At 72.9% G+C, this 23,056-nt stretch carries 25 protein-coding genes and 3 tRNA genes; 12 read left to right on the forward strand and 16 right to left on the reverse strand.

What is annotated here, in order from left to right; translation table 11 throughout:
* Positions 1-89 precede the first annotated feature (89 nt).
* From purF to amcA, 4 genes are all read left to right on the forward strand, one after another.
* A complete protein-coding gene (purF, locus tag OG617_RS14970) occupies positions 90-1,628 on the forward strand; it encodes an amidophosphoribosyltransferase (protein WP_405102264.1) in 1,539 nt (512 codons plus the stop codon).
* A 64-nt stretch (positions 1,629-1,692) separates the two neighbouring features.
* Positions 1,693-2,847 carry a phosphoribosylformylglycinamidine cyclo-ligase gene (gene purM, locus OG617_RS14975; protein WP_405102266.1) on the forward strand — a complete coding sequence of 385 codons (1,155 nt, stop codon included), beginning with the start codon at positions 1,693-1,695 and terminating at the stop codon, positions 2,845-2,847.
* Positions 2,848-2,976: 129 nt separating this feature from the next.
* Positions 2,977-4,083 carry a cyclophane-forming radical SAM peptide maturase AmcB gene (gene amcB / locus OG617_RS14980; RefSeq protein WP_405103716.1) on the forward strand — a complete coding sequence of 369 codons (1,107 nt, stop codon included), beginning with the start codon at positions 2,977-2,979 and terminating at the stop codon, positions 4,081-4,083.
* Positions 4,052-4,288, forward strand: coding sequence for a multiple cyclophane-containing RiPP AmcA (gene amcA / locus OG617_RS14985; protein ID WP_405102268.1), 237 nt, complete (start codon positions 4,052-4,054; stop codon positions 4,286-4,288). The genes amcB and amcA overlap by 32 nt, the downstream gene beginning before the upstream one ends.
* 147 nt (positions 4,289-4,435) lie before the next feature.
* On the opposite strand, the gene OG617_RS14990 is transcribed toward amcA, so the two are convergent.
* Together OG617_RS14990 and OG617_RS14995 are read right to left on the reverse strand one after the other, a co-directional pair.
* On the reverse strand, positions 4,436-4,651 hold the full coding sequence (locus OG617_RS14990; protein WP_405102270.1) for a DUF3073 domain-containing protein: 216 nt from the start codon (positions 4,649-4,651) through the stop codon (positions 4,436-4,438).
* Between the two features lie 313 nt (positions 4,652-4,964).
* Entirely contained in the window at positions 4,965-6,047 is a 1,083-nt protein-coding gene (locus OG617_RS14995) for a Glu/Leu/Phe/Val dehydrogenase (RefSeq protein ID WP_405102272.1), read from the reverse strand.
* Between the two features lie 219 nt (positions 6,048-6,266).
* On the opposite strand from OG617_RS14995, the gene OG617_RS15000 reads away from it, so the two are divergent.
* Together OG617_RS15000 and OG617_RS15005 are read left to right on the forward strand one after the other, a co-directional pair.
* A complete protein-coding gene (locus tag OG617_RS15000) occupies positions 6,267-7,106 on the forward strand; it encodes a hypothetical protein (RefSeq protein WP_405102274.1) in 840 nt (279 codons plus the stop codon).
* 285 nt (positions 7,107-7,391) lie between these two features.
* A complete protein-coding gene (locus tag OG617_RS15005) occupies positions 7,392-7,601 on the forward strand; it encodes a BldC family transcriptional regulator (protein ID WP_007073996.1) in 210 nt (69 codons plus the stop codon).
* Between the two features lie 81 nt (positions 7,602-7,682).
* On the opposite strand, the gene OG617_RS15010 is transcribed toward OG617_RS15005, so the two are convergent.
* Positions 7,683-8,063: a PPOX class F420-dependent oxidoreductase gene (locus OG617_RS15010; RefSeq protein WP_405102276.1), complete on the reverse strand. Its 381-nt coding sequence runs from the start codon at positions 8,061-8,063 to the stop codon at positions 7,683-7,685.
* A gap of 53 nt (positions 8,064-8,116) precedes the next feature.
* Between OG617_RS15010 and OG617_RS15015 the strand changes: the two genes are divergently transcribed.
* Complete coding sequence (locus OG617_RS15015) at positions 8,117-8,896, forward strand: class I SAM-dependent methyltransferase (protein ID WP_405102278.1); 780 nt, start codon at positions 8,117-8,119, stop codon at positions 8,894-8,896.
* Positions 8,897-8,974: 78 nt separating this feature from the next.
* Here OG617_RS15015 and OG617_RS15020 read toward each other — a convergent pair whose 3' ends face one another.
* Complete coding sequence (locus OG617_RS15020; protein WP_161688904.1) at positions 8,975-9,262, reverse strand: hypothetical protein; 288 nt, start codon at positions 9,260-9,262, stop codon at positions 8,975-8,977.
* Positions 9,263-9,424: 162 nt separating this feature from the next.
* On the opposite strand from OG617_RS15020, the gene OG617_RS15025 reads away from it, so the two are divergent.
* Positions 9,425-10,279 carry a 3-hydroxyacyl-CoA dehydrogenase family protein gene (locus tag OG617_RS15025; protein ID WP_405102280.1) on the forward strand — a complete coding sequence of 285 codons (855 nt, stop codon included), beginning with the start codon at positions 9,425-9,427 and terminating at the stop codon, positions 10,277-10,279.
* Positions 10,276-11,019, forward strand: a complete 744-nt coding sequence (locus tag OG617_RS15030) for an enoyl-CoA hydratase/isomerase family protein (protein ID WP_405102282.1) — start codon at positions 10,276-10,278, stop codon at positions 11,017-11,019. The genes OG617_RS15025 and OG617_RS15030 overlap by 4 nt, the downstream gene beginning before the upstream one ends.
* Positions 11,020-11,102: 83 nt before the next feature.
* Here the strand turns inward: OG617_RS15030 and OG617_RS15035 are convergent, their stop codons facing one another.
* The gene (locus OG617_RS15035) at positions 11,103-12,446 is read right to left on the reverse strand and encodes an ABC transporter substrate-binding protein (RefSeq protein WP_405102284.1); all 1,344 of its coding nucleotides are present in this window, start codon (positions 12,444-12,446) and stop codon (positions 11,103-11,105) included.
* A gap of 169 nt (positions 12,447-12,615) precedes the next feature.
* On the opposite strand from OG617_RS15035, the gene OG617_RS15040 reads away from it, so the two are divergent.
* On the forward strand, positions 12,616-13,005 hold the full coding sequence (locus OG617_RS15040; RefSeq protein ID WP_396676478.1) for a hypothetical protein: 390 nt from the start codon (positions 12,616-12,618) through the stop codon (positions 13,003-13,005).
* A 44-nt stretch (positions 13,006-13,049) separates the two neighbouring features.
* Here the strand turns inward: OG617_RS15040 and OG617_RS15045 are convergent, their stop codons facing one another.
* Positions 13,050-13,496, reverse strand: a complete 447-nt coding sequence (locus OG617_RS15045) for a hypothetical protein (protein ID WP_405102286.1) — start codon at positions 13,494-13,496, stop codon at positions 13,050-13,052.
* 124 nt (positions 13,497-13,620) lie between these two features.
* Between OG617_RS15045 and OG617_RS15050 the strand changes: the two genes are divergently transcribed.
* On the forward strand, positions 13,621-14,322 hold the full coding sequence (locus tag OG617_RS15050) for a DUF2786 domain-containing protein (RefSeq protein ID WP_405102288.1): 702 nt from the start codon (positions 13,621-13,623) through the stop codon (positions 14,320-14,322).
* A gap of 106 nt (positions 14,323-14,428) precedes the next feature.
* Here the strand turns inward: OG617_RS15050 and OG617_RS15055 are convergent, their stop codons facing one another.
* From OG617_RS15055 to OG617_RS15095, 9 genes are all read right to left on the reverse strand, one after another.
* Positions 14,429-14,941, reverse strand: coding sequence for an SRPBCC family protein (locus OG617_RS15055; protein ID WP_405102290.1), 513 nt, complete (start codon positions 14,939-14,941; stop codon positions 14,429-14,431).
* A gap of 366 nt (positions 14,942-15,307) precedes the next feature.
* Positions 15,308-15,381, reverse strand: a tRNA-Phe gene (locus OG617_RS15060).
* A gap of 104 nt (positions 15,382-15,485) precedes the next feature.
* Positions 15,486-15,559 (reverse strand) — tRNA-Asp (locus OG617_RS15065).
* 31 nt (positions 15,560-15,590) lie between these two features.
* Positions 15,591-15,663, reverse strand: a tRNA-Glu gene (locus OG617_RS15070).
* A gap of 154 nt (positions 15,664-15,817) precedes the next feature.
* Positions 15,818-16,615, reverse strand: a complete 798-nt coding sequence (locus OG617_RS15075) for a polysaccharide deacetylase family protein (RefSeq protein ID WP_405102292.1) — start codon at positions 16,613-16,615, stop codon at positions 15,818-15,820.
* 70 nt (positions 16,616-16,685) lie between these two features.
* Positions 16,686-17,645 (reverse strand): MerR family transcriptional regulator, encoded by a 960-nt coding sequence (locus tag OG617_RS15080; protein ID WP_405102294.1) that lies wholly within the window; start codon positions 17,643-17,645, stop codon positions 16,686-16,688.
* Entirely contained in the window at positions 17,635-18,255 is a 621-nt protein-coding gene (idi, locus tag OG617_RS15085) for an isopentenyl-diphosphate Delta-isomerase (protein WP_405102296.1), read from the reverse strand. Before idi ends, OG617_RS15080 begins: the two co-directional genes overlap by 11 nt.
* 28 nt (positions 18,256-18,283) lie before the next feature.
* Positions 18,284-19,765: a phytoene desaturase family protein gene (gene crtI / locus OG617_RS15090; protein WP_405102298.1), complete on the reverse strand. Its 1,482-nt coding sequence runs from the start codon at positions 19,763-19,765 to the stop codon at positions 18,284-18,286.
* 28 nt (positions 19,766-19,793) lie between these two features.
* Positions 19,794-20,948: a polyprenyl synthetase family protein gene (locus tag OG617_RS15095; protein WP_405102300.1), complete on the reverse strand. Its 1,155-nt coding sequence runs from the start codon at positions 20,946-20,948 to the stop codon at positions 19,794-19,796.
* Positions 20,949-21,013: 65 nt separating this feature from the next.
* Here OG617_RS15095 and OG617_RS15100 point away from each other — a divergent pair, with 65 nt between their 5' ends.
* Positions 21,014-21,937, forward strand: coding sequence for a phytoene/squalene synthase family protein (locus OG617_RS15100; protein ID WP_405102302.1), 924 nt, complete (start codon positions 21,014-21,016; stop codon positions 21,935-21,937).
* Positions 21,938-21,950: 13 nt separating this feature from the next.
* On the opposite strand, the gene OG617_RS15105 is transcribed toward OG617_RS15100, so the two are convergent.
* Positions 21,951-23,015 carry a serine hydrolase domain-containing protein gene (locus tag OG617_RS15105; RefSeq protein ID WP_405102304.1) on the reverse strand — a complete coding sequence of 355 codons (1,065 nt, stop codon included), beginning with the start codon at positions 23,013-23,015 and terminating at the stop codon, positions 21,951-21,953.
* Positions 23,016-23,056: the final 41 nt, after the last annotated feature.

The raw sequence follows: 23,056 nt of genomic DNA on the forward strand, positions 1-23,056 counted from the left end.
GGCGACGACAGTGGTCCCGGCCGAGTAAGCGCGGATCCGCCCCCGAGATCCCGCCCGGCCAGTCCAGACCCAGCATGAGGGAGCGGTAAGTGCCCCGAGGCGACGGCCGGCTGAGCCACGACCTTGATCCTCAACGACCCGGCCCGCAGGACGCGTGTGGCGTCTTCGGCGTCTGGGCACCCGGGGAGGCGGTCGCCAACCTGACCTACCTCGGGCTCTACGCACTCCAGCACCGGGGCCAGGAGGCCGCCGGGATCGCCGTCAGTGACGGCTCCGGCGTGGTGGTCTACAAGGATCTCGGCCTGGTGGCCCAGGTCTTCGACGAGCCCACCCTGGCCAGCCTGCGCGGGCACCTGGCGATCGGGCACGCACGCTACTCGACGACGGGTGGATCGACGTGGGAGAACGCCCAGCCGACCATCCGGTCCACCAGCGCGGGCACCACGATCGCGCTGGCGCACAACGGCAACCTGGTCAACACCGCCGAGCTCCAGCGTGAGGTCGTCGAGCGGGGCCTGGTCGCCGACGGCTCGACCAACGACACCTCGCTGGTGACCATGCTGCTGGCCAGCCGGCCGGACCTCTCGGTCGAGGCCGCCGCGCTGGAGGTGCTGCCCCAGCTCCGCGGCGCGTTCAGCTTCGTCTTCATGGACGAGTCGACGCTCTACGCGGCCCGCGACCCGCACGGCGTGCGCCCGCTGGTCCTCGGCCGGCTGGAGCGCGGCTGGGTGGTGGCCAGCGAGACGGCCGCGCTGGACATCGTCGGGGCGAGCGTGGTCCGCGAGGTGGAGCCGGGCGAGCTGATCGCCATCGACGAGGACGGCCTGCGGTCCAGCCGCTTCGCCGCGCCGGAGCCGAAGGGCTGCCTCTTCGAATACGTCTACATCGCCCGGCCGGACGCCACCATCGCCGGGCGGAACGTGTACGCCGCCCGGGTGCAGATCGGCCGCCAGCTTGCCAAGGAGCACCCGGTCGAGGCCGACCTGGTGATCCCGGTGCCGGAGTCCGGCACCCCCGCGGCGATCGGCTACGCGGAGGAGTCCGGGATCACCTACGGCGCCGGCCTGATGAAGAACCCGTACGTGGGGCGCACCTTCATCCAGCCGTCGCAGACCCTGCGCCAGCTCGGCATCCGGCTGAAGCTCAACCCGCTGCGGGAGAACGTGCGGGGCAAGCGGCTGGTCGTCGTGGACGACTCGATCGTGCGTGGCAACACCCAGCGGGCGATCGTGCGGATGCTGCGCGAGGCGGGTGCCCTGGAGGTTCACGTCCGGATCTCCTCCCCCCCGGTCAACTGGCCGTGCTTCTACGGCATCGACTTCGCCACCCGGGCCGAACTGCTCGCCAACGGGCTGGACAACGAGGGCATCCGGCGCTCCATCGGCGCCGACACGCTGGGGTACGTCTCGTTGCCGGGCCTGATCGCCGCGACCGAGCAGCCGAAGACCCGGCTCTGCCGGGCCTGCTTCGACGGGGAGTACCCGATCGAGTTGCCGGCCGGGAACCTGATCGGCAAGCACGTGCTCGAAGGAGTGGGACGCCGAGTCGCTGGTGCCCCGGACGCCCCGGAGCACGCCGCCGCACCGCTCGTAGCCGCTCCGGGCGGCGCGACCGTACACCACCCATAGCACCGCCCGACGCGGGCCCGCCGGTCAGCTCCGGCACCCCGCGAGAACCACAAAGGGGAGAACCGTGACGCACGTGTCCGAGCGCAGCGGCACAGGAAGCAGCCCGACCGGCGCCGGCGGCGACCGCCAGCCCTGGACGGCCGGCACCGGCCGCCCGGCGCGCAAACGCTCAGTCTCGTACGCGGACGCCGGCGTCTCGATCGAGGCGGGTGACCGCGCGGTCGAGCTGCTCAAGTCCAAGGTGAAGCAGACCCGGCGGCCCGAGGTCATGGGCGACCTCGGCGGCTTCGCCGGCCTGTTCCGGCTGGACACGAAGAAGTACAAGAACCCGATCCTGGCGTCCTCGACCGACGGCGTCGGCACCAAGCTGGTGATCGCCCAGCAGCTCGACATCCACGACACGATCGGCATCGACCTGGTCGCGATGGTCGTCGACGACCTGGTGGCCTGCGGCGCCGAGCCGCTGTTCCTGCTCGACTACATCGCCTGCGGCGAGGTCGTCCCGGACAAGGTTGCCGAGATCGGCGCCGGCATCGCCGACGGCTGCCGGTACGCCGGCTGCGCGCTGTTGGGCGGCGAGACCGCCGAGCACCCGGGCGTGCTGCGCCCGGATGAGTACGACGTCTCCGCCACCGGCGTCGGCGTGGTCGAGGAGAGCGAGATCCTCAGCCCGGACCGGGTCGAGATCGGCGATGTGGTCATCGCGATGCGCTCCTCTGGCCTGCACTCCAACGGGTACTCCCTGGTCCGGCACGTGCTGCTGGGGGCCGGCCGGATGCGGCTGGACGTGGTGATCGACGACTTCGGCCGGCAGCGCACCCTCGGCGAGGAGTTGCTCACCCCGACCAAGATCTACGCCCAGGACTGCCTCAAGCTGATCGCCGAGGCCGAGGTGCGCTCGATCGCGCACGTCACCGGCGGCGGCATCCCGGGCAACCTGGTCCGGATCCTGCCGGAGCATGTCGACGCGGTGGTCAACCGTTCCACCTGGAAGCCGCAGCCGATCTTCGACCTGATCCAGTCCAAGGGCCGGATCGAGGACCACGAGATGGATGCGACCTTCAACATGGGCATCGGCATGTTCGCGATCGTCTCCGCCGAGGACGCCGACCGGGCCCTGGCCACGCTGACCGGCCGGGGCGTCGACGCCTGGCAGGCCGGCGAGATCATCGAGGGCACCGGCAGGGTGCAGATGGTCGGCCAGCACACCCGGGGCTGATCACACAGCGCTGATCATCCGAGTACCTGATCAGGGGTTCACCCGAGTGGTCATCGCCGCCTAGCCTGAAGGACACCCTTCAGGCCAGGAAGGAGGGCGATGGCTGCTCGGGAACGGCCGGTGAGCGGGATGCGGGGACTCTCCCCGATCCCGTCGTACGTCGTGATGCAGCCGACCACTCTCTGCAACCTGGACTGCGCGTACTGCTATCTGCCGTTCCGGGCGGCGGACCGCCGGATGCCGGTCGCGGTGGCCGAGGCGGTCGCCGCGTCGGTGAACCCATGGGCTTCGGCCGGCCGGTTCTCCGTGGTGTGGCACGGCGGGGAGCCCCTCGCGGCCGGGCGGGAACACCTGGCCGCGCTGCTCGCCCCGTTCGGGCCGGAGGTCGAACACCATGTGCAGACCAACGCCACCCTGATCGACGACGCCTGGTGCGAGTTTCTCACCGCGCACCGGGTGCGGGTCAGCGTGAGCGTGGACGGGCCGCGCGGGCGCAACGGCGACCGGGTCACCCGGGCCGGCCGGCCCGCGTACGACCGGATCGTGCGCGGGATCGAGACGCTGCGCCGGCATGGGCTGCCGTTCTCGGCGCTGGCGGTGGTCAGCGACCCGACCCCGGGCCGGGCCGCCGAGCTGTACGACTACTTCCTCGGCCTCGGCTGCGACGTGCTGGGGGTCAACATCGAGGAGACCGAGGGGGTCAACACCCGCGGCAACGCCCACGAAGCGGCGCCGGTGCGGGCGTTCTGGGCCGAGCTGGTGGCCGCCTGGCGCCGGGATCCCCGGATCCACCTGCGCGAGGTGGAGTGGTCGCTGCGGTACACGGCTGCGGTGCTCGACGGCACCGCCGACGACCTGCTGCCCCGGCGGCTCGACCCGATCCCCACGGTCGGCCACGACGGGTCGGTGACCGTGCTCTCCCCGGAGCTGGCCGGCTTCACCGACGCCAGGTACGGCGACTTCAGCAGCGGCAATGTGTTGACCACCCCGCTGGCCGAGATCCTGGCAGAGGTGGAGCTGAGGACCCCCTGGGTGGGTGAGTTCCTGGCCGGCGTGGAGGCGTGCCGGTCGTCCTGTCCGTACTTCGGCTTCTGCGGGGGTGGACACGCCGCCAACCGTTACTTCGAGCTGGGGCGTTTCGACGGTACGGAGACCGAGCACTGCCGCAACAGCAAGATCCGCTTACTGGAGGGAGTGTTGGACCATGCCCGAGACCATCGGAAACCGGCAGGCTGAACGTGTCGGGGGAGACACCGGGCAACCGGTCTCCGACCGGGTGCGGGACACCGCCGCCGGGCTGGCCGACCTGCTCCAGGAGGCGGAGGACGCGCGCCGGCTGCGTTCGGAGGCGGCGGGAGACGAGGGTGCCGGCGCGGTCTGCGCCTGGAACCACTTCGAGAACATCCCGACGTTCTACAACTGGAACAACCGGCCCCGCTGAGGGGCGGGTCCGAGATCAAGGACCTGCCGCGGCGACCGGATCGGCTCCGGCACGGCAGGCCCCTGATCATCGGGTGGGTACGCCGCATCCCGATGGGCACATGCGTGAGCACGCGGGGCTTGCCGCGTGCTCAGATGTTCCCGGAGGTCAGCGGGTCGGACGGACCCAGGGGTCCGGGTCTTCGTCCGGGTGATCGTCGTCGTCGACATTCTCTTTGTTGTAGTCGTCATCGACGACGACGTGGTCCGACTTACCAGCACCCGCCAGTTCGCGCTGCAAGGCGGTGAGGTCGGTGTTCGGGGAGTGATACTTCAACTCCCGGGCCACCTTCGTCTGCTTGGCCTTAGCACGGCCGCGCCCCATGGCTCGACCCCCTCGCACAGAATGCGGGGCAGCCCGAAGGCGGGCCCCGATGACGTCAGGCATCTCTCGTGGCTCTTACGGTACATGGGGATGCCGCTGTTCGGCACCTCGGGTTACCGTCTGCCGGCCCTGCGCGTCGCAGTGACCCGGCTGTCACCAAGTGTACCGGGGTAAGGGTCGAATGCCGAACCACCCATGACGCCGGACAGATGGGCGGCAATCACCCCGATTTCCAGCTTAACGCCGCCGTCCGTCCCGCTCCGTGCGAGGCGCCCGACCCGGCTTGTTTTCCGTACCGGGCCGGGCGTGACGCTCAGCTCAGGTGGATGCTGCGCAGCCGGCCGACCTCCGCCATCCGGCGCTCGGCGAGCCGGTCCGCCGCCACCGCCGGGGGGACGCCCTCCTCGTCGGCCAGCCGCAGGATCTGCCGGGTGGTGTCGTAGATCTTCGTGGCCCGCAGCTTGGCCCGTTCGAAGTTGAAGCCCTCGATCTCGTCCGCGACCTGGATCACGCCGCCGGCGTTCACCACGTAGTCGGGGGCGTAGAGGATGCCCCGGTCGGCGAGCAGCTTCTCGATCCCCGGGTGGGCGAGCTGGTTGTTGGCCGCCCCGGCGACCACCTTCGCCCGCAGCGCCGGCACGGTCTCGTCGTCCAGTGCGCCGCCCAGCGCGCAGGGGGCGTACACGTCGATGTCGGCGGCGACCAGCGCGGCGGCGTCGTCGACCAGCTCGACCTGCGGGTGGTTGGCGCGGACCCACTCGCGCGCCCGTGGGTCGACGTCGGTCGCCACCACCTCGGCGTGGTCGTCGAGCAGGTGCCGGGTCAGGTGCTTGCCGACCTTGCCCAGCCCGGCCACGCCGACCCGCCGGCCGTTCAGCGTGGGGGTGCCCCAGACGTGCTCGGCGGCGGCCCGCATGCCCTGGAAGACGCCCCACGCGGTGAGCACCGACGAGTCACCCGCGCCGCCGTGCTCCACGCTGCGGCCGGTGACGTAGCGGGTCTCCCGGGCGATCACATCCATGTCGGCGACGTAGGTGCCGACGTCGCACGCGGTGTAGTAGCGGCCGTTCAGCGACTCGACGAAGCGGCCGTACGCGCGCAGCAGCGCCTCGCCCTTGAGCTGCGCCGGGTCGCCCCAGATCACCGCCTTGCCGCCGCCCAGGTCCAGCCCGGCCAGGGCATTCTTGTACGCCATGCCGCGGGACAGGTCGAGCACGTCGGCCAGCGCCGCCTCCTCGCTGGCGTACGGGTAGAACCGGGTGCCGCCGAGCGCGGGGCCCAGCGCGGTGGAGTAGATCCCGATGATCGCCCGGAGCCCGGTATGCGTGTCCTGACAGAACACGACCTGTTCGTGGCCGGTGGATGACGGGCCGTCGGTGCTGGCGAATACGCCCATGGCTGACTCCTGTGTCGGTGTGCGTCCTTGTGGGACGGAACCTGTGGCACGCCGGCGGGATGGTGCCGGTGGGTCGAGCCTAGTGTCGGCCGACGCCGTACTGTCGTCCCAGCATGTCCGCCGTCCGACGTCCGGGCGTCCGGCGGGTGAGCGGGGACGTCGGGCGCGCGCTCGGGGCGCTGCCCGCGTCCGGATTCCGTCTCGTGGGAGGATCGCGCAGTGCCGTCGCTCTTCGCTTCGTACCTGCGGGTGTACGAGCCGCTGACCGCCTTCGACCGGGACCGCCAGTCGTACTGGCGGCGCTACGTGTCCGAGGGGCGGGCGGTGCCCCCGTCGGAGGGGCCGGGGCGGCAGCGTACGACGGTCATCGAGGCGCTGGGCGCGGGCTGGACCCGGCTGCCCGACCTGCCCGAGGAGGCGTACGTCCTGGAGTCCGGCGACACCCTGCTGGTCTGCCCGTGGAACCTGCGGATCCGGGTGGCCGAGGCGGCACTGAGCGCTCGGGACGGCGTGCCGTCGGTGCTGGCCGACGCGTTCGTGCCGCCGGTCCTCGCGGGCCAGGCCAAGGCGGTGGTGGAGGACTGGCGCAGCGGGGCCCGGGTGCTGGAGCACGGCGTCCCCCGGGTGCACGAGCAGATCGCCACCTGGGGCGTGCCGCTGCGCTGGTTCGTCCTGTTCGACGCCGAGGAGCGGCACCTGGTCGCCCACCCGGGGCGACGCGCGCTGCGCTACCGGACGGAGATCTCCAAGGCCCGGAGCCGGTCGTCCCGGGCGCTGTCGGTGCTGGGCAAGACCGTCGGCGAGGCGCCGATCACCGAGGCGGTCGAGGAGGCCGCCCGGTGGCTGGAGGAGTTCCACCCACACTCGGTGGTGGAGCTGGACTACGGCGGCCTCGTCCAGTTGCTCTCCGACGAGACCCTCGCCGCTGACGACTCACCGACACTCGTCGCGACCGGGCTCGCCGGGCTCTCCAAGGGGGAGGCCGAGGAGGCGTCCACGGCCTACGACACGCTGGTCGCCCGCTGGCGGGCGGTCCAGCTGCTGGAGCGCTGCAACTAGCTCCCACCTGGGCAAATACCCACCCAGCCGGCCGTAAATCCCCTTTGGGAGCGCTCCCGATCTGAAGTGTGCTCGTAATTGGAGCATCACGACCAGTGATTATGAGTCCGAATAAGGTGGTTCCTGCCGTATATTAGTCGTATAAATCGGGCATGGTTCATCCGTCCGTCTAGGGACCTTCGGCCGTTCGGCCCATGTCGGACATCGGGGACTAGCCGGACCATGGGAGACGCGTCGGCCGGCGGGACCCCGGCCGATGTCTATACCTGTGGAGGAGTGACCGATATGGCATCGCGAACGCACGAACCGGAGCCGCTGCTCACACCGGCCGAGGTGGCGTCGATGTTCCGTGTCGACCCGAAGACGGTGACCCGGTGGGCGAAGGCTGGCAAGCTCAGCGCCATCCGGACCCTGGGGGGGCACCGCCGCTACCGCGAGTCGGAGGTTCGGGCTCTACTGCAGGGGCAGATTCCCCAGCAGCGCCAGGGAGACTGACCGCCGGGAATTCTACAGACGTACAGGTCAGGGGTGGCGGACGACGGTCCGCCACCCCTGACCCGTGTCCGGCCCGGGCGGTCACTCCGGCAGGCTGATCCGGATGCCAACCGTCCCCCGCTCGCCCCGCCGCAGCCGGCTGCCCAACAGGCTCAGCCGCCCCACCAGCCGGTACTTCTGCTTCAGCAGCTCGCGGATTCGGCGGGTGTCCGCCGGGCCGCAGATGGTCGCGTGACCGGGCACCGCCTCGCCGTGCGGCCGGCCCCGCAGGTCGCACGGCGCCACCGTCACCTCGCCGCTGCGCCGGATCCGCTTCACCTTGCCCGAGTCGGCGACGGTCCAGGCGGCCAGCGCGTCACCGTCGCGGGCGGCCCACACGGGGGTGGGCACCGCCCGCCCGTCCCTGCGGAACGTGGTCAACAGCACGTACTTCTCCGCGGCGAGGCGGTCCAAGGTGGTCACGCCGCAAGAATACGACCGCGCGACCCGCTGCCCAGGGGGTTAGCGTGAACCCCGTGACCGGGGAACCCAGGATCGGCGACGTATTCGGCGAGTTGCTACGGGACGCGCTCGCCGTGCAGACCGGGATCGGCCCCCGGCCGATGGCCGGCGGGCGGCTGCCCCGGCCCGTCATCGAGATCATCGAGCGGGACGACGGCCTGATCAACGGCGCGCCCGCCGCCCACTACCTGGCCGGCCCCGCCGAGTGGCAGCCGTACGACCACCGGGCGGTGGACCGGGTCCGGGGCGAGACGCTGGACATCGGCGTCGGCGCCGGCCGGATCGCGCTGCTGCTCCAGGAGCGTGGAGTGCCGGTGACCGGGCTGGACACCTCCCTCGGTGCGTTGAAGGTGTGCCGCCGGCGCGGGGTGCGGGACCTGGTGCACGGCACAATCGACGAGCACGTCGCCGACGGCCGGCGTTACGACACCTTCCTGCTGCTCGGCAACAACCTCGGGCTGATCGAGGGGCGGGACCGGGCGTCGGCGTTCCTCGCCGCGCTCGCCGCGCTCGCCAGGCCCGGCGCGCAGGTCATCGCGCACGGCACCGACCCGTACGGCACCACCGACCCGGTGCACACCGGCTACCACGAGCTGAACCGGAGCCGCGGCCGGCTCGGCGGGCAGCTGCGGCTGCGGCTGCGGTACCGGGAACTGGGCACCGGGTGGTTCGACTACCTGGTCTGCTCTGTGGCCGAGCTGGCCGATCTGGTCCGGGGCACCCCGTGGCGACTGACCGACGTGGACGACCGGGACGCCCCGTACTACCTGGCGACCCTGACGCTGGCCGGCTGACCGGTCCGCGGTCGACTCCGGTACACCCGGAAGGGGCCCGTGCCGGGCGGGCAGCCTCGGCAGGGACCCCTTCCGCCCTCAGACCTGGACGGTCGGGGGGAGCGGCTCCGGCGGGAGGCCGCCGTCGCCGTCGACCACCTCGTCGGGGGTCCCGTCCTCGTCGATGTCGACCATGGTGATGTCCACCTTGCCGTCGCCGTCGGTGTCGAACTGGAACAGGTCGGCCCGACCGTCGCCGTCGGTGTCGACGACCCAGACGTCGGTCTTGCCGTCGTTGTTGGTGTCCGCGCGGAGCAGGTCGACCCGCTCGTCCCCGCGGGTCTCCACCGTCGCCGGGTTTTCCACACTCTCCGGTGCCTGGCTCATGTTCCGGTCCTTCCCTCGGTTGACGGCGCAGTACCCGGTTCGGCATGCCCCCACGCATGCCGTCGGTGCCGTGCTGCATAGGGTCGCACCCATGAGCCAGCAGAGCGGGCGGCCCGGCGCGGCGGAGACACCGCACGACGCCGCGCGCAGCGAGGAGACGTCATGAGTCGTTTAGTCGTCGTCGGGGCCGGCACGATGGGCCTCGGCATCGCCTACGTGGCGGCTGGCGCGGGGTACCGCGTCGAACTGGTCGAGGTCGACCCCGACCGGGCGACCGCCGCCGAGGCGCGGCTCGGCGAGCTGTGGGACCGGGCCGTCCGGCGGGGGAAACTCGCCGCGGACGAGGCAGCGGCGCATCGGGGGCGGGTGACGCTGGTCGCCTCCCTCGGCGCCGTCGTGCCCGAGCCCGATGTGGTCGTGGAGGCCGTGCCGGAGCGGCTGGAGCTCAAGCGCGCCGTCCTGCGGGCCGCCGCCGGGCTACGCCCCGCGCTGCTGGGCAGCAACACCTCCAGCATCTCCATCGCGGAGCTGGCCACCGGGCTGGACCGGCCGGAGCGCTTTGTCGGGCTGCACTTCTTCAACCCCGTCTGGGCCATGGCGCTGCTGGAGGTCGTGGTCGGCCCGGACACCGCCGATGAGACCACCGCGGCGGCCGTCGCGCTCGCCGGCCGGCTGGGCAAGGACCCCGTCGTCGTACGCGACATGCCCGGCTTCGCCACCTCCCGGCTCGGGGTGGCCCTCGGGCTGGAGGCGATCCGGATGGTCGCCGACGGGGTGGCCGACCCGGCCGACATCGACAAGGCGATGGTGCTCGGCTACCGGCACCCGGTGGGCCCGCTGGAGCTGACCGACATGGTCGGGCTGGACGTCCGGCTGGACATCGCCCGCACCCTCCAGGCCGCCTACGGGGACCGGTACGCGCCGCCGCCGCTGCTGGAGCGGATGGTCGCCGACGGCAGTCTGGGCAGGAAGTCCGGGCAGGGCTTCTACCGCTGGGAAGGAGGCGAGAAGCGGTGAGCGGGCTGCGGATCGACGAGCGGCCGGACCGGCTGGTGGTGACGCTGGACCGGCCGGAGAAGCGCAACGCGATCGACGCCGACCTGATCGGCGAGCTGCACGCCGTCTGCGCCGAGCTGGAGGTGCGGCCCCGCCTGCTGCTGCTCACCGGCGGCGCGGAGGGGATCTTCGCGGGCGGGGCGGACATCGGCCAGCTCCGCGAGCGGGGCCGGCTGGACGCGCTCGCCGCGATCAATTCCGCCGCCTTCGCCAGGATCCGGGCGTTGCCGATGCCCACCGTCGCCGCCGTCGACGGCCCGGCGCTGGGCGGTGGCGCCGAGCTGGCGTACGCGTGTGACCTGCGGGTGTGCACGGCGCGCGCCGTCTTCGGCCAGCCGGAGGTGCGGCTGGGCATCCTGGCCGGTGCGGGCGCGACCCACCGTCTCCCGGCGCTGGTCGGCGAGGCCCGGGCCAAGGAACTGCTGTTCACCGGCCGCCGGGTGGACGCCACGGAGGCGCTGCGGATCGGGCTGGTCAACCGGGTGGTGGACGAGCCCGCCGAGCTGCTGCCTACCGCGCACGGGCTGCTCGACGAGATCGCCAAGGGCTCCGCCCTGGCGCTGCGGCTGACCAAGTTGGCCGTGGACGCGCCGCCGGCCGCCCACCCGCACCTCGACCTGGTCAGTCAGGCCGTGCTCTTCGAGGACGAGGAGAAGCAGCGGCGGATGACCGAGTTCCTGGAACGCCGCCGGCCCAACTGACGGCGCATCGCCGCCGGACCCCGTGCGGCGGATGCGCGACGGCCGCCCCCGCGAGTCTGCCGGGGCGGCCGTCGGGCGTCGGATCAGTGTTGGATCTGCACCCCGGAGTCGGCGAGCGCCCGGATCACCTGCGCGGACTCGGCGAAGCCGATGACCAGCACGGCATCCGCGCCGTACTCCTTGATTTCCCGGGCACCGGCGGTGAAGTCCAGCGGCGGAGCCTTCGCGTCCGCCGGTGGCTCGTACGTCAGCAGCTTCACCCGGTCGCTGCCGATGCCGGCCCGCTCCAGCTCGGCGCGGACGTTCTCCTGAAGGCCCTCGCCGTAGGAGTCCTTCCGGGCGACCACCACGATCTTGTGTGGCCCGTCGCGCAGTATCACGTCCGCCAGCGCCCGCCCCTGGAGGCTGTCCGGCGGGGCGGTACGGAAGTAGAGGCCCTTGTCCTCCACCGAGGTCAGCCCCGCGTCCGTGTTGGACGGTGAGAACAGCACCCGGCCGGCGGCCACCACGTCCGGCAGCACGGCGCGGGAGACGCCTGAGGCGCCGGCGCCGATGATGACGTGTGCGCCGTCCCGGACGTGCTTGGCCACAGTGGCCTTGGCGACGTCCGGGTTGGTGCCGTCGTCGCCGTCGAGCCAGACCACCGGCTCGCCGAGCACCCCGCCCGCGGCGTTGACATCCTTGACCCCCAGGGCGGCCCCGGCAGCCAGCGGCGGGTACGCCAGGGCCAGGTCGCCGGTGTGCGGCAGCAGGCCGCCGAGGACCAGTGGCGCCGAGGGGACCTTCCCGCCGCGCTGCCGGTACGGCCGGGGCGGGTTCTTGGTGCTCGCGGCCGACTCGTCACCGGCGCCGACGAACTCGGTCTTGCCGTCGTCGATCTTGCGATCCCCGAAGGTGAGGGTGGCGTAGCTGGCCGTGGCCGGCTCCCCGGCGTCGGTGAACCCGGCCCGGTTGAGCGACACCCCCCGGTACTCGATGTCCTGGCCGTTGCGGGCCAGCTTCAGGCAGTCCACCGCCTTCTCGCACCGCTGGCCGTTGTTGGTGACGCCGACGATCTGTTTGGCGATCTCCGCCGGCTTGGTGCTGCCGGCGAGCTGCGTGGCCAGCGCGGTGATGACCACCGCGTCGTACGCCTCGGCCGAGTAGAGGTAGTCGCCGAGCTTCGGGTAGACGGACCGGAGCCGGCTCTTGAAGGCTTCCGGCAGCGGCGTGAGGGGGGTCGTGCCCTTCATGCCGTCGATCAGATCGGCGCGCTCCTTCAGCTCAGCGGCGTACCCATTGATCATGTTGCCGTCGGTGCCGTAGAGGCGGACCTGTGGGGTGGTGGTCGCCTCCTCGGACTTGCCGGTGCCGCAGGCGGCACCGGCAAGGAGCAACGCCCCGCAGGCCACCAGGGCGGCGGCGCGCGAGCCGTGTGATACGAGCATGGTCGTCCTTCCTCCGGCGAAGGTCCGCTGCGCACATTAGCGTGCCGGGCTGGGCGGCGGGACCGTGGAGCCCGGTCAATTGCCTGCTAGCCGCGCAGGCGTACGTAGCGTCATCGGGCCGGTGCTCTCGGGTGGTCACGGGTTGACCACCCGTCGTACAGTGCGCCGGGTGACGGACGTACCGCAGCAGACGCTGGACGACGCGACCGCCGTGCTCCACTCGGCCCTGGCCGGAGACGGCGACGCGGTGGTGGGCACCTTCGACGAGGTGGTCGATCGGGCCGGCCTCGCCGGGGCGTACGGGGTGGCCTGGTGCCTGGCGGCCACGATGGTCGGGGACGTGCCCGCTCCCGGCGGCGCGGCGCTGGACTTCCCCGGCATCGACGAGGCCGGCTACGACACCCGCTGGGTGGCCCGCTTCGTCAGCGCGTACGCCAACGCCGACGCCGACACCGGCGAGGCGCTGTTCGGCGCGGCGGCCGCCGACGGCCTGCTGCCGGACTGCCTGCTCACCCTCGCCGGCTCGACGGTGGCCACCCTGCGCAGCCGGGTCGCCTGACGCCCCGGAGCCGGCCCGGTGGCCGGCCGCCGGGGCGCCGCCGCTCAGAACGCGTGGTACGCGACCAGCGGCTCGTACTCGTAGCGCAGGTTGGAGAAGCGGACCCGGAAGTTCACCCCGTCCCGGACGTTGGTGGCCACCGTGATCCACCCGGAATTCGCCGGGAGGTAGGTCCAGTAGTTGCAGCTGTTGGTCTTGTCGACGAACACCACGCAGGCCTGGGTGCCGAAGCTGCTCGCGTTGCGGACGTTGACGTCCGCGCAGCGGCTGGTGGCCCGGTAGGTGCCGGCCTCCCCGCCCCAGCTCCCGGTCTGGAAGTACGAGCGCACCGCGCCGCCGTAGCAGGTGGCGTAGGTGCCGGCGAGGTTCACCGCGGGTGCCTCCGCGCCGGGACTCGCGGGCGCGGGGGCCGCCTGGGCGGGGGCCGCGAGGGCGAGCAGCGATACCGCTGCCGTCGTCGTGGCCAGCAGGCGGACGACCGGGGATGACATGGGCGCCTCCAAGTGTTGACTGACCGTCCGTACCGGACGGCTGACCAAGCGCAACGATGATACGGGTCGATCAATCTCCCTGCTGGCCCGGCGGTGTCCGGGGCGGTGTGATAACCCTGGTGGCATGTCGGAGGTCATGCTCGCCAAGGTGCGCAAGCTGCTGGCGAAGGCCGAGGACCCGGCCTGCACGCCGGAGGAGTCGGCCGCGTTCACCGCCAAGGCCACCGAGTTGATCGCCCGCTACGGCGTGGACCGGGCCCTGCTGGCGGCCCGCGACCCGGCCACCGACCCGGTCGGCGACCGGGTGGTCGAGGTCGTCGCCCCGTACGCCCGGGACAAGGCCGGCCTGCTCGCCGCCGTCGCCGCCCCGCTGCGCTGCCGCTGCGTCCGTCGCCGGCACGGCAGCGGTTTCGCGATGCACCTGTTCGGCTTCGCCAGCGACCTGGAGCGGGTCGACCTGCTCTTCACCTCGCTGCTGGTGCAGGCGGCGCACGGGCTGGCCGGGGCGGTCGTCCCGGTGGGGGAGCATCCGGCCGCGTTCCGGCGCTCCTGGCTCGCCGGCTTCGCCCAGGTGGTCGGCACGCGGCTGGTCGCGGCGGAGGCCGGGGCGGTCGCCGACTCCGGCGGGCCCTCAGTCGCGCTGGTGCTGGCCGACCGCTCGGACCGGGTCCAGCGTCGGGTGGCCGAGGCCTACCCCCGGCTGCGTACCGCCGCGCCGCGCCGGCTCGCCGGCACCGGTTTCGGCTCGGGTGCCGCAGCCGGCCGCAGCGCCGACCTGGGCGGCCAGCGCCTACCCCCCACCCGAACCCGGCAGCTCCCCCACTGACCCTTCGGTCGACCCCTTTCCCACACTTCCAGTGAAAGCGTGGCCATCCGCCGCCCCATAGGCGCTCTTTCTCTGAAAGTGCGTGCGGGAGGGGCCGGCCGTCGGATCAGGGTTGGGTGATGACCGAAGCCAGGTAACGGGAGAGCAAATCGTGCCAGCCCGCGGTGAGCGCCTGCCGGTATCCCTCGGCGGCCTCGCCGTGCCGGTCGAAGTGCCGGTGCTCGACCTCTACCCGGGTCCGCTCCGGCCCTTCCGGCAGGAACAGCACCTCCACCTCGCTGGCCTGCGCCGGGTCGGGAACCGGCACCCGGTCCGGGCCGATCTGCCAGGTGAACACCAGCCGCCGGGGCGGGTCCCAGGTGAGCACCCGGCCCCAGTCGCTCCGGAAGCCGTACGGGCCGATCTCGTAGAGCATGCCTCCGGCGCGCGGCTCGACGCCCAGCTCCGCCAGCGCCGCCGGGCCGGACCAGGTGTACTCCCGGACCCACCAGTCGGTGAGCGCGCCGGTGAACACGGCGAAGGCCCGCTCGGCGGAGGCGGGGACGAGGAGACTGCTGCGCAGCGAGTACCGCGCGACGTCCTGCCGGACGTCTGCCGGCTCGGTCATCTCCTGTCCCATAGGCCCGGACCATACCGGCTGATGCCCCAGCGTGCAGCTTCACACGTGCCCGGAATCGGACAAGTCGCGTCCGGATTGCGGACAGTGGCGATCTGACCCCGGACACGCCAACTCCGGATACGCGGGCGTAACAGGCAAAACGGGCGCCCGGTGCCGGATGGGATGGCCTGGATGCCGACGATCAGGCCGTGGGTGGGGAAGCCTGGTGCTCGCAGCCGTCAGCCTCTTCATGGGAAGGCGGGGATGGCATCGGCCAGGAGCGGTCAACCACGGGCAGCGGTGGTCGATGCGCTGGGAGTGCACATAGCAAGATCCCCACCTGCGTTTCCGCTGGTGGGGATCTCTGTAGCCCGGCGAAAGGCTATGTGGCCAGGGGCGGGGTCGAACCGCCGACCTTCCGATTTTCAGTCGGACGCTCGTACCAACTGAGCTACCTGGCCGTGCCGCTCGGCTCATGGTACCCAAGAGGCGGGATCACCGCCGGCAGGGAACCTGCTCCGATACGCAGAACGCCGCGCATGGTACGCGCGGCGATCAGCGCTTGCGGTCCTGACGGGACTTGAACCCGCGACCTCCGCCTTGACAGGGCGGCGAGCACTCCAACTGCTCCACAGGACCTGGCTGGTGTTGCTCCGGCTTGCGCCGGTCGTGCCCCCAACGGGATTCGAACCCGTGCTACCGCCTTGAAAGGGCGACGTCCTGGGCCGCTAGACGATGAGGGCGGCCCCGCCATCATTGCACACTCGCAACTTCAAGCGGACTTGCTCCCATCCGGCCCCGCCGGAGGCTTGGAAAGCATACGTGACGGGCGGCCCGCGAAACAAATCGGTACGGCAGAGGGCACGCCTGACCGCAAAACCGCAGGTCAGGGCCGGTTCAGCCGAGTCGGACCAGCCCGTAGCGCCGCTTCAGGTCGCCGATGAGGTGGGTGCAGGCGGAGATCGTGGCGGCCCGGTTCCCGCCGCCGTCGTGCATCAGCACGATCGCGCCGGGCCGGACGGCACCGGCCACCCGACGGGTGATCGTCGGGGCGGAGGGCTTGGCCCAGTCCTGCGGATCGACGCTCCAGTGCAGCGGTCGCATGCCGAGCTGCCGGCCCGTCGCCACGACCTCCGGGGTCCACTTCCCGCCCGGCTGGCGGTAGAACGGCACCTTGGCGCCCGGCACCGCCGCCTGGATGGCGCGGTTGGTGCGTACCAGGTCGGCCCGGATCTCGGCGACCGGCCGCCGGCCGAGGTCCAGGTCGTGCCGCCAACTGTGGTTGCACAGTTGGTGGCCCTCCCGGACGATCCGCACGACCAGCTCGGGGTACGCCCGGGCCCGGGTGCCGATCACGCAGAAGGTGGCCTTCGCCCCGGCCCGGCGCAACTGGTCCAGAATCTTCGGCGTCCAGACCGGATCGGGCCCGTCGTCGAACGTCAACGCGACCGCCCGCCCGCCGGTGGTCCGGCGCAGCCCGGGCGGGAGCGTGGTGGGCTGCGGGCGCAACCGCGGCGGGACGGCCTGGGTCGGCTTGGTCGAGGCGCTCGGCTTCGGCTGCGGTGTCTGTTTCGGCGATGTCGAGGCCGCCGGTGAGGGGGCGGCCTGCGGGGAGCGGCCGGGCGTCCGCTCGCCGCAGCCGGCGAGGAACAGGATCAGGCTGATGCCGACCGCCAAGGCGGTGCGTGCACTCATCGTCACTCCGAGGGGCCGGGTACGTGGGCCACTCGACGCTAGTGGACGGAACGTGAAAACGGCAGTTCGGTCAGTCTCCTGTCGGCCGGCCCAGGGAGTCGCGTACCGCGAGGGCGAGCGAGACCGCCTCGGCGAGGTCGACCGGGCGGACCACGCCGGCCGGCAGGGAGTCGGCCCACCAGCCCGGGCCGGCGGCCAGCACCAGCAGCGGTCGGCGCGGGCTGGCCAGCAGCACGGTGAGCTGGGCCGGGTCGGCGGTGGCCCGGGTGTGCGACCAGACCACCACGGCGGCCGGACCGGTGCGGTTGACCGCCTCGACCAGGGCTGCCGCCGGCACCCGGGCGCCGAGCATCCGGTACGCCATGCCGGCCTCGGCCAGCGCGGCGGCCAGCGCCTCCAAGGGCAGGGTGTGCTGCTCCTCGTCGGCGCAGGAGAGCAGGATCCGGGCCGGGCCGGTGACCGTCCCGGCCCGTGGGACAGTGGCGAACGCCTCGGAGACGCACCGGGACACCAGGTGTTCCACCTCGATCAGCCCGGCCGTGGCGGCGTGCCGCTCGCCGATGCCGACGAGCACCGGCCGCAGCAGTTCGTCCCAGGTGGCGACGACGCCGTCGGCGGCCAGGGAACGGGCGATCGCCTCGCCGATCGCCACCGAGTCCAGCCGCATGGCGGCCCGGGCCAGCCCACGGGCCGCCGGGCCGGCCCGGCCGACCGGGATGGCCTGGCCACCGCCGTCGCGGACTCCGACGGGGCGGACCTCGGCGAGGGCGCCGGGGGGCACCTCGCCGGCCGGCCCCGGTGTCGGCGCCTGCCGGGCCCACCGGGCCGCCTCGGCCGGGGTGACCCCCTCCGCGGTCAGCTTGCGCATGGTCTCCAGGCGCGCCAGGTCGGCCGCCGTGTACCGCCGGTGGTGGCCCGGCACGTGCTGGCTGGGGCCGAGTCCGTAGCGCTGGTGCCAGGTGCGCAGCGTGGTGACCGCGACGCCCAGTCGGCGTGCCACGGCCCCCGCGCTCAGCGCCTCATCGGCCACCCGACCGCTCCGACGCGTCGTCCGCCGGAAGGCCGGCCGGGGCCGCGCTGGGACCGGGGGCGCCCGCGGCCGGCCCGGAGGGACGCAGCAGGCGGTTCACCACCCCGCCCAGCCAGGGCGCGTACGCGCGGGGGTCGACGTCCAGGTCGGTCTCCAGCGTCGCCGGGTCGACCCAGCGCAGCTCGGCCACCTCGTCCGGGTCGGGACGCAGTGGCGCGTCGGCCGGCACGTCGGCGCGCAGCACGTGGTCGTACTCGAACTCGACCCGCCCGGTGGCGGGGTCCTCCGCGTAGTAGACGTACACCCCGACCTCGGTGAGGTCGACGGGCCCGGCGCCCAGCTCCTCGCCCAGCCGCCGGTTGGCGGCCTCGACCAGCGACTCGCCCGGCGCCGGGTGGCCGCAGCACGAGTTGGCCCAGCGCAGCGGGAACCGGGTCTTGGCGGCGGCCCGGCGTTGCAGCAGCACCCGGCCGTCCGGGTCGACCAGCAGCACCGAGAAGGCCCGGTGCAGCCGGCCCGGCGGCTGGTGGGCGGCGGACACCGATGCCTCGCCGTGCGCCCGGCCACCGTCGTCGACCAGCTCGACCAGGTGGCCCTCCCGGCCGCTCACCGGACCGCCCCTTCGTACGCGCTCGCGCTCACCGGACACCGCCTGTGATGCGGGCGGCGGCCAGCTTGCCGGAGATCAGGACCATCGGCACGCCGACGCCCGGCTGGGTGCCGGAGCCGACGAAAACCACGTTGTCGAGCGTCCGGTGCAGGTTCGACGGGCGGAACGGGCCGGTCTGGAAGAGGCTGTGCGCCGACGCGAACGGGGTGCCGGCCGCCATGCCCTGTTCGGCCCACTCGGCCGGGGTGACCGCGCGCAGCACCTCGACGCCGTCGCCGAAGCCGACGTACCCGCGCTCCTCCAGCGTCCCGACGAGCTGGTCGGTGTAGCGGCGGGTCAGGTCACCGCGCCAGTCGAACGGGGCCCGGTCGAGGTTGGGCACCGGGGCGAGCACGTAGTAGGTGTGGCGGCCGGCGGGGGCGACCGACGGGTCGGTGCGGCTGGGGTTGGTGACCAGCAGCGACGGGTCGGTCATCAGCTCCCCTCGCCGGATCACCTCGTCGAACGTGCCCTTCCAGGACCGTCCGAAGTGGATGTTGTGGTGGGCGATTTTCTCATAGCCCTGCCGCGAGCCGACGTGCAGCACCACGCAGGACGGCGAGTAGGTGAGCCGGCGCTGCCGGGCCGGGGGGAGCAGGTCCCGGTAGGCGACCGGCAGGTCGGGGTTGAGCACCACCACGTCGGCCGGGATGAACTCGCCGTCCGTGGTGAGCACGCCGGTCGCCCGCCCGTTCGCGGTCTCCACCCGGGTCACCGTGGTGCCGTACCGGATCTGCACGCCGTGCTTCTCCGCCGCGCCGGCCATCCCCCGGGAGACCGCGTGGATGCCGCCGCGTGGGAAGTAGACCCCGGCCACCGAGTCGAGGTACGCGATGACCGCGTAGATGGCCAGCGCGTCGTGCGGGGCGAGCCCGGCGTACATCGCCTGGAAGGAGAAGATCCGTTGGGTGCGCGGGTCCCGGAAGAACTGGCCGATCTTCGTTTGGAGCCGGCGGAACGCGCCGTTGGCCAGCAGCTTCAGCAGGTTGCCGGTGAGCAGGTCGGTGGGGGCGTCGAGGTTGCGCTCGATGAAGTCCGCCCGCTCCAGCCGCCACAGCTCCCGGGCGTAGTCGACGAAGCGCAGGTACCCGTCGGCCTCCCTGGGGCCGCAGACGGAGGCGATCTCGGCCGCCATCCGGGTGGTGTCGGTGATCACGTCCAGCGTCGAGCCGTCCGGGTAGTACGCGCGGTACGCCGGGTCCAGCGGCATCAGCTCGACCCAGTCGCTCAGCTCCTCGCCGACCGCGCCGAGCGCCTCGTCGATCAGTTCGGGCATGGTGAGCACGGTCGGGCCGGTGTCGAACTCGTACCCGTCGACGCCGAGCCGCCCGGCCCGGCCGCCCGGCACCGGCTCCCGCTCGACCACCGTCACCTGCCGACCGCCGCCGGCCAGGTGCAGCGCGCAGGCCAGCCCGCCGAGCCCGGCGCCGACGACCACCACCTGATCCGTACGTCCCGTCACGGTCCGCACGTGACCACCTCCTTCGAAATGTCGCTCATCATGCCCGCCGGTGCGCGGCGGCGGTGGCGAGGCCCGTCAGCGCGGTGCGCGCGGCCCCGTCGATCGACGCGGTGTCCAGCGCGGCCAGCGCCTCGCCGACCCGGTCGGAGATCATCCGCTCCACCCGGGCGACCGCCCCGGTGTCGGTGACCAGCTCGGCCAGCCCGGCCACCTCCCGGGCTCCGGTGACCGCGCCGGCCCGGTCCAGCGCCTGACGTTGCGCCGGGGTGGCGAGCTGCCGGGCCAGCATCAGCAGCGCGGTCGGCTTGCCGGTGCGCAGGTCGTCGCCGGCCGGCTTGCCGGTGGCCACTGGGTCGCCGTAGATCCCGAGCAGGTCGTCGCGGAGCTGGAACGCCTCGCCGACGGCCAGGCCGTAGCGGGTGTACGCGGCGGTCAGCGGCGCGTCGGTGCCGGCGCCGGCCAGGCAGGCGCCGAAGAGCAGCGGCCACTGGACGGTGTAGCCGGCCGTCTTGTACCGGGCCACCCGCAACGCCCGGTCCACCGACCAGTTCGCCGCGTCGTTCTCGCCCAGGACGTCGAGGTACTGCCCGGCGATCGTCTCGACCCGCATCCGGTCGTAGCAGCGCCGGACGTCGAGCAGCCGCGCCGGCGGCACGGCTGCACGGGACATCAGCCGGTCGGCCCAGACCATGCAGAGGTCGCCGATGAGCACGGCCACCGCCTCGCCGAACCGGTCGGGGTCGCCGACGTGCGCGGCGGCGACGTGCCGGGCGGCGGCGGCCCGGTGTGCGGTCGGCCGGCCGCGCCGGGTGTCGGAGGCGTCCATCACGTCGTCGTGCACGAGCGCGAACGTGTGCAGCAGTTCCAGGGCAGCCAGGGCCGGCAGCACCGGCTGGAGCGGTTCGTCGCCGCCCGCGCCGCCCCGCCACCCCCAGTACGCGAAGGTCGGGCGGACCCGCTTGCCGCCGGCCAGCACGCAGTCGCGCGCGGTCGAGGCGAAGCCGCCCATCGCCGCGTCGATCTCGGTGAGCGAGGCGACCTCGGCGGCCAGGAACGCCGCGAGCGTGTCGTCCACTCCCTGGACCAGGTCGTTGGTGAACGCGGCCAGCACGCCGTGGACCGGATCGTCCGTCGCCTCCGGCTGTGCCGGTGCGACGCGGAGCGTGTCACCCGCAACTGCGTCGTTGGCCATGTGGGCGAGCGTATCCTAGGGTTGCGAGTTGCGTCGATTCCTGCGTCGATATTCGAGGAGGGCTGGTGGACGTCGACCTCACCGCCGCCTATGGCCGCTGCCGTGAGCTGCACAAACGTCATGGCCGCACCTACTATCTGGCCACCCAACTGCTTCCCGCCTGGAAACGGCGACACGTGCACGCCCTGTACGGATTCGCCCGGTACGCCGACGAGATCGTCGACCGCACCGAGGACCTGCCGCCCGCCGAGCGGGCCGCCCGGCTCGACGACTGGTCGGCCCGATTCCTGGCCGGGCTGCATGGCGCCCCGGTCGGCGACCCACTGCTGTCCGCCGTGCTGCACACCATCGCCGTGTTCGACCTCGACCGAGCCGACTTCGCGTCGTTTCTGCGCAGCATGGCGATGGACCTGACGGTCACCGCGTACCCGACCTACGACGACCTGCTCGACTACATGGAAGGCTCGGCCGCCGTCATCGGCACCATGATGCTGCCGATCCTCGGCAGCTCCGACCCCGCCGCCGCCCGGGAGCCCGCCCGCCAGCTCGGCCTCGCCTTCCAGCTCACCAACTTCATCCGGGACGTGGCCGAGGACCTGGCGCGCGGCCGGACGTACCTGCCGGACGAGGACCTGGTCAAGTTCGACGTCACCCGCGAGGACCTGCGCGCCGCCGCCGCGCGCCGCCGCGCCAGCCCGAAGATCCGCGAGCTGATCGAGTACGAGGTGACCCGCGCCCAAGCCCACTACGAGGCCGCCGCCCCGGGCGTCACCCTGCTCTCGCCCGCCTCTCAGGCCTGCATGCGTACCGCATACGTGCTCTACGGCGGCATCCTCGACGAGGTGGCCGCCCAGGACTACGACGTGTTCACCCGGCGGGCGCTGGTGCCCCGGCGGCGGCGGATGGCCGTCGCCGGGCGGGCCCTGCTCACCCCGGCCGGCACCTCGGTCGTGGTCCCCGGGCCGGGCCTGGCGGGTGGCGTGGCCTGATCCCGGTGCCTCGTCACAGGCAGGAGTGCAGCGCCTCCACCAGCTCTTCGACCCGGTCGTGTTCGGCGAGCCTGGCGGTGGCGTACGCGAACGTGTAGCCCCGTTCCGGGTCGGCCCAGGCGGCGCTGCCGCCGATCCCGCCCATGCCCCAGCTCCCGTCCGGCTCCCGCTGCATGCCCAGCGTCCAGCAGGCCCGGCGGCCCAGGACCAGGTCCGGGCCGTCGTACTGTGTCCGGGTCGCCTCGGTGACCAGGTCCGGCCCGAACAGGCGCACCCCGTCCAGTACGCCGCCCGCCAGCAGGCCGGCGTAGAGGCGGGCCAGGCCGGCTGCGGTGCCGTGCAGGTTCACCGCCGGCACCTCCGCGCCCCGCCACAGCGGGCTGTTCAGCACCGCCAGGTCCAGCCCGCCCGCCGGGTTGCCCAGCGCCCGCGCCCACAGCGACCCCGGCTCGCCCAGCGCCCGGGCCGGCCAGCCCGGATCGGCGTACGACAGCTCGGCGCACCGCCGCTGGTCCGCCGCGCCCAGGCCGAAGGCCAGGTCGAGCCGCCACGGTCCGGCGATCTCCTCGGCCAGGAACCGGCCCACCGGCCGCCCGTCCACCCGCCGCACCAGCTCGCCCACCAGGTGCCCGTACGTCCAGGCGTGCTCGCCCGAGACCGTCCCCGGCTCCCACTCCGGCTCGGCGGCGGCCAGGTCGGCGCAGAGCAGGTCCCAGTCGGCGACCGCCCCGGCCGGCCGGGGCACCGGGAACGCCGGCAGCCCGGCGGTGTGGCTGAGCACCTGCCGGACGGTGGCCGGGGCACGGAACCCCGGCCAGTGGTCGGCGACCGGGTCGTCGAGGTCGAGCCGGCCCCGGTCGACGAGCGCCAGCAGGCACAGCGCGGCCAGCGGCTTGCCGACCGAGTAGACGTTGACCAGGGTGTCCGGCGCCCACTGCCGATCCGGCCGGCTGGCACCGGCGACGAGGTCGACGACCGGCCGGCCGTCGTACCAGACGGCGAGGCCGGCCCCCGTCTCCCGGCCGGCGGAGAACAGGTCGTGGAAGCAGTCCCGGACTGGGCCGAAGTGTGGGCGCATCCGGCCACGGTAGGGGAAACGCGCGGGCGCCGGCACGGCGA

The organism is Micromonospora sp. NBC_01412 (assembly GCF_045040215.1).
Classification (GTDB): domain Bacteria; phylum Actinomycetota; class Actinomycetes; order Mycobacteriales; family Micromonosporaceae; genus Micromonospora; species Micromonospora rubida.

Coding starts and splice junctions, on each gene's coding strand:
- OG617_RS14995 (WP_405102272.1), bottom strand. CDS start 6,047: ATGGGCGTATTCGCCAGCACCGACGGCCCGTCATCCACCGGCCACGAA.
- OG617_RS15005 (WP_007073996.1), top strand. CDS start 7,392: ATGGCATCGCGAACGCACGAACCGGAGCCGCTGCTCACACCGGCCGAG.
- OG617_RS15035 (WP_405102284.1), bottom strand. CDS start 12,446: ATGCTCGTATCACACGGCTCGCGCGCCGCCGCCCTGGTGGCCTGCGGG.
- amcB (WP_405103716.1), top strand. CDS start 2,977: ATGCGGGGACTCTCCCCGATCCCGTCGTACGTCGTGATGCAGCCGACC.
- OG617_RS15075 (WP_405102292.1), bottom strand. CDS start 16,615: ATGAGTGCACGCACCGCCTTGGCGGTCGGCATCAGCCTGATCCTGTTC.
- amcA (WP_405102268.1), top strand. CDS start 4,052: ATGCCCGAGACCATCGGAAACCGGCAGGCTGAACGTGTCGGGGGAGAC.
- OG617_RS14990 (WP_405102270.1), bottom strand. CDS start 4,651: ATGGGGCGCGGCCGTGCTAAGGCCAAGCAGACGAAGGTGGCCCGGGAG.
- OG617_RS15095 (WP_405102300.1), bottom strand. CDS start 20,948: ATGGCCAACGACGCAGTTGCGGGTGACACGCTCCGCGTCGCACCGGCA.
- OG617_RS15025 (WP_405102280.1), top strand. CDS start 9,425: ATGAGTCGTTTAGTCGTCGTCGGGGCCGGCACGATGGGCCTCGGCATC.
- OG617_RS15105 (WP_405102304.1), bottom strand. CDS start 23,015: ATGCGCCCACACTTCGGCCCAGTCCGGGACTGCTTCCACGACCTGTTC.
- OG617_RS15045 (WP_405102286.1), bottom strand. CDS start 13,496: ATGTCATCCCCGGTCGTCCGCCTGCTGGCCACGACGACGGCAGCGGTA.
- OG617_RS15055 (WP_405102290.1), bottom strand. CDS start 14,941: ATGGGACAGGAGATGACCGAGCCGGCAGACGTCCGGCAGGACGTCGCG.
- OG617_RS15050 (WP_405102288.1), top strand. CDS start 13,621: ATGTCGGAGGTCATGCTCGCCAAGGTGCGCAAGCTGCTGGCGAAGGCC.
- OG617_RS15020 (WP_161688904.1), bottom strand. CDS start 9,262: ATGAGCCAGGCACCGGAGAGTGTGGAAAACCCGGCGACGGTGGAGACC.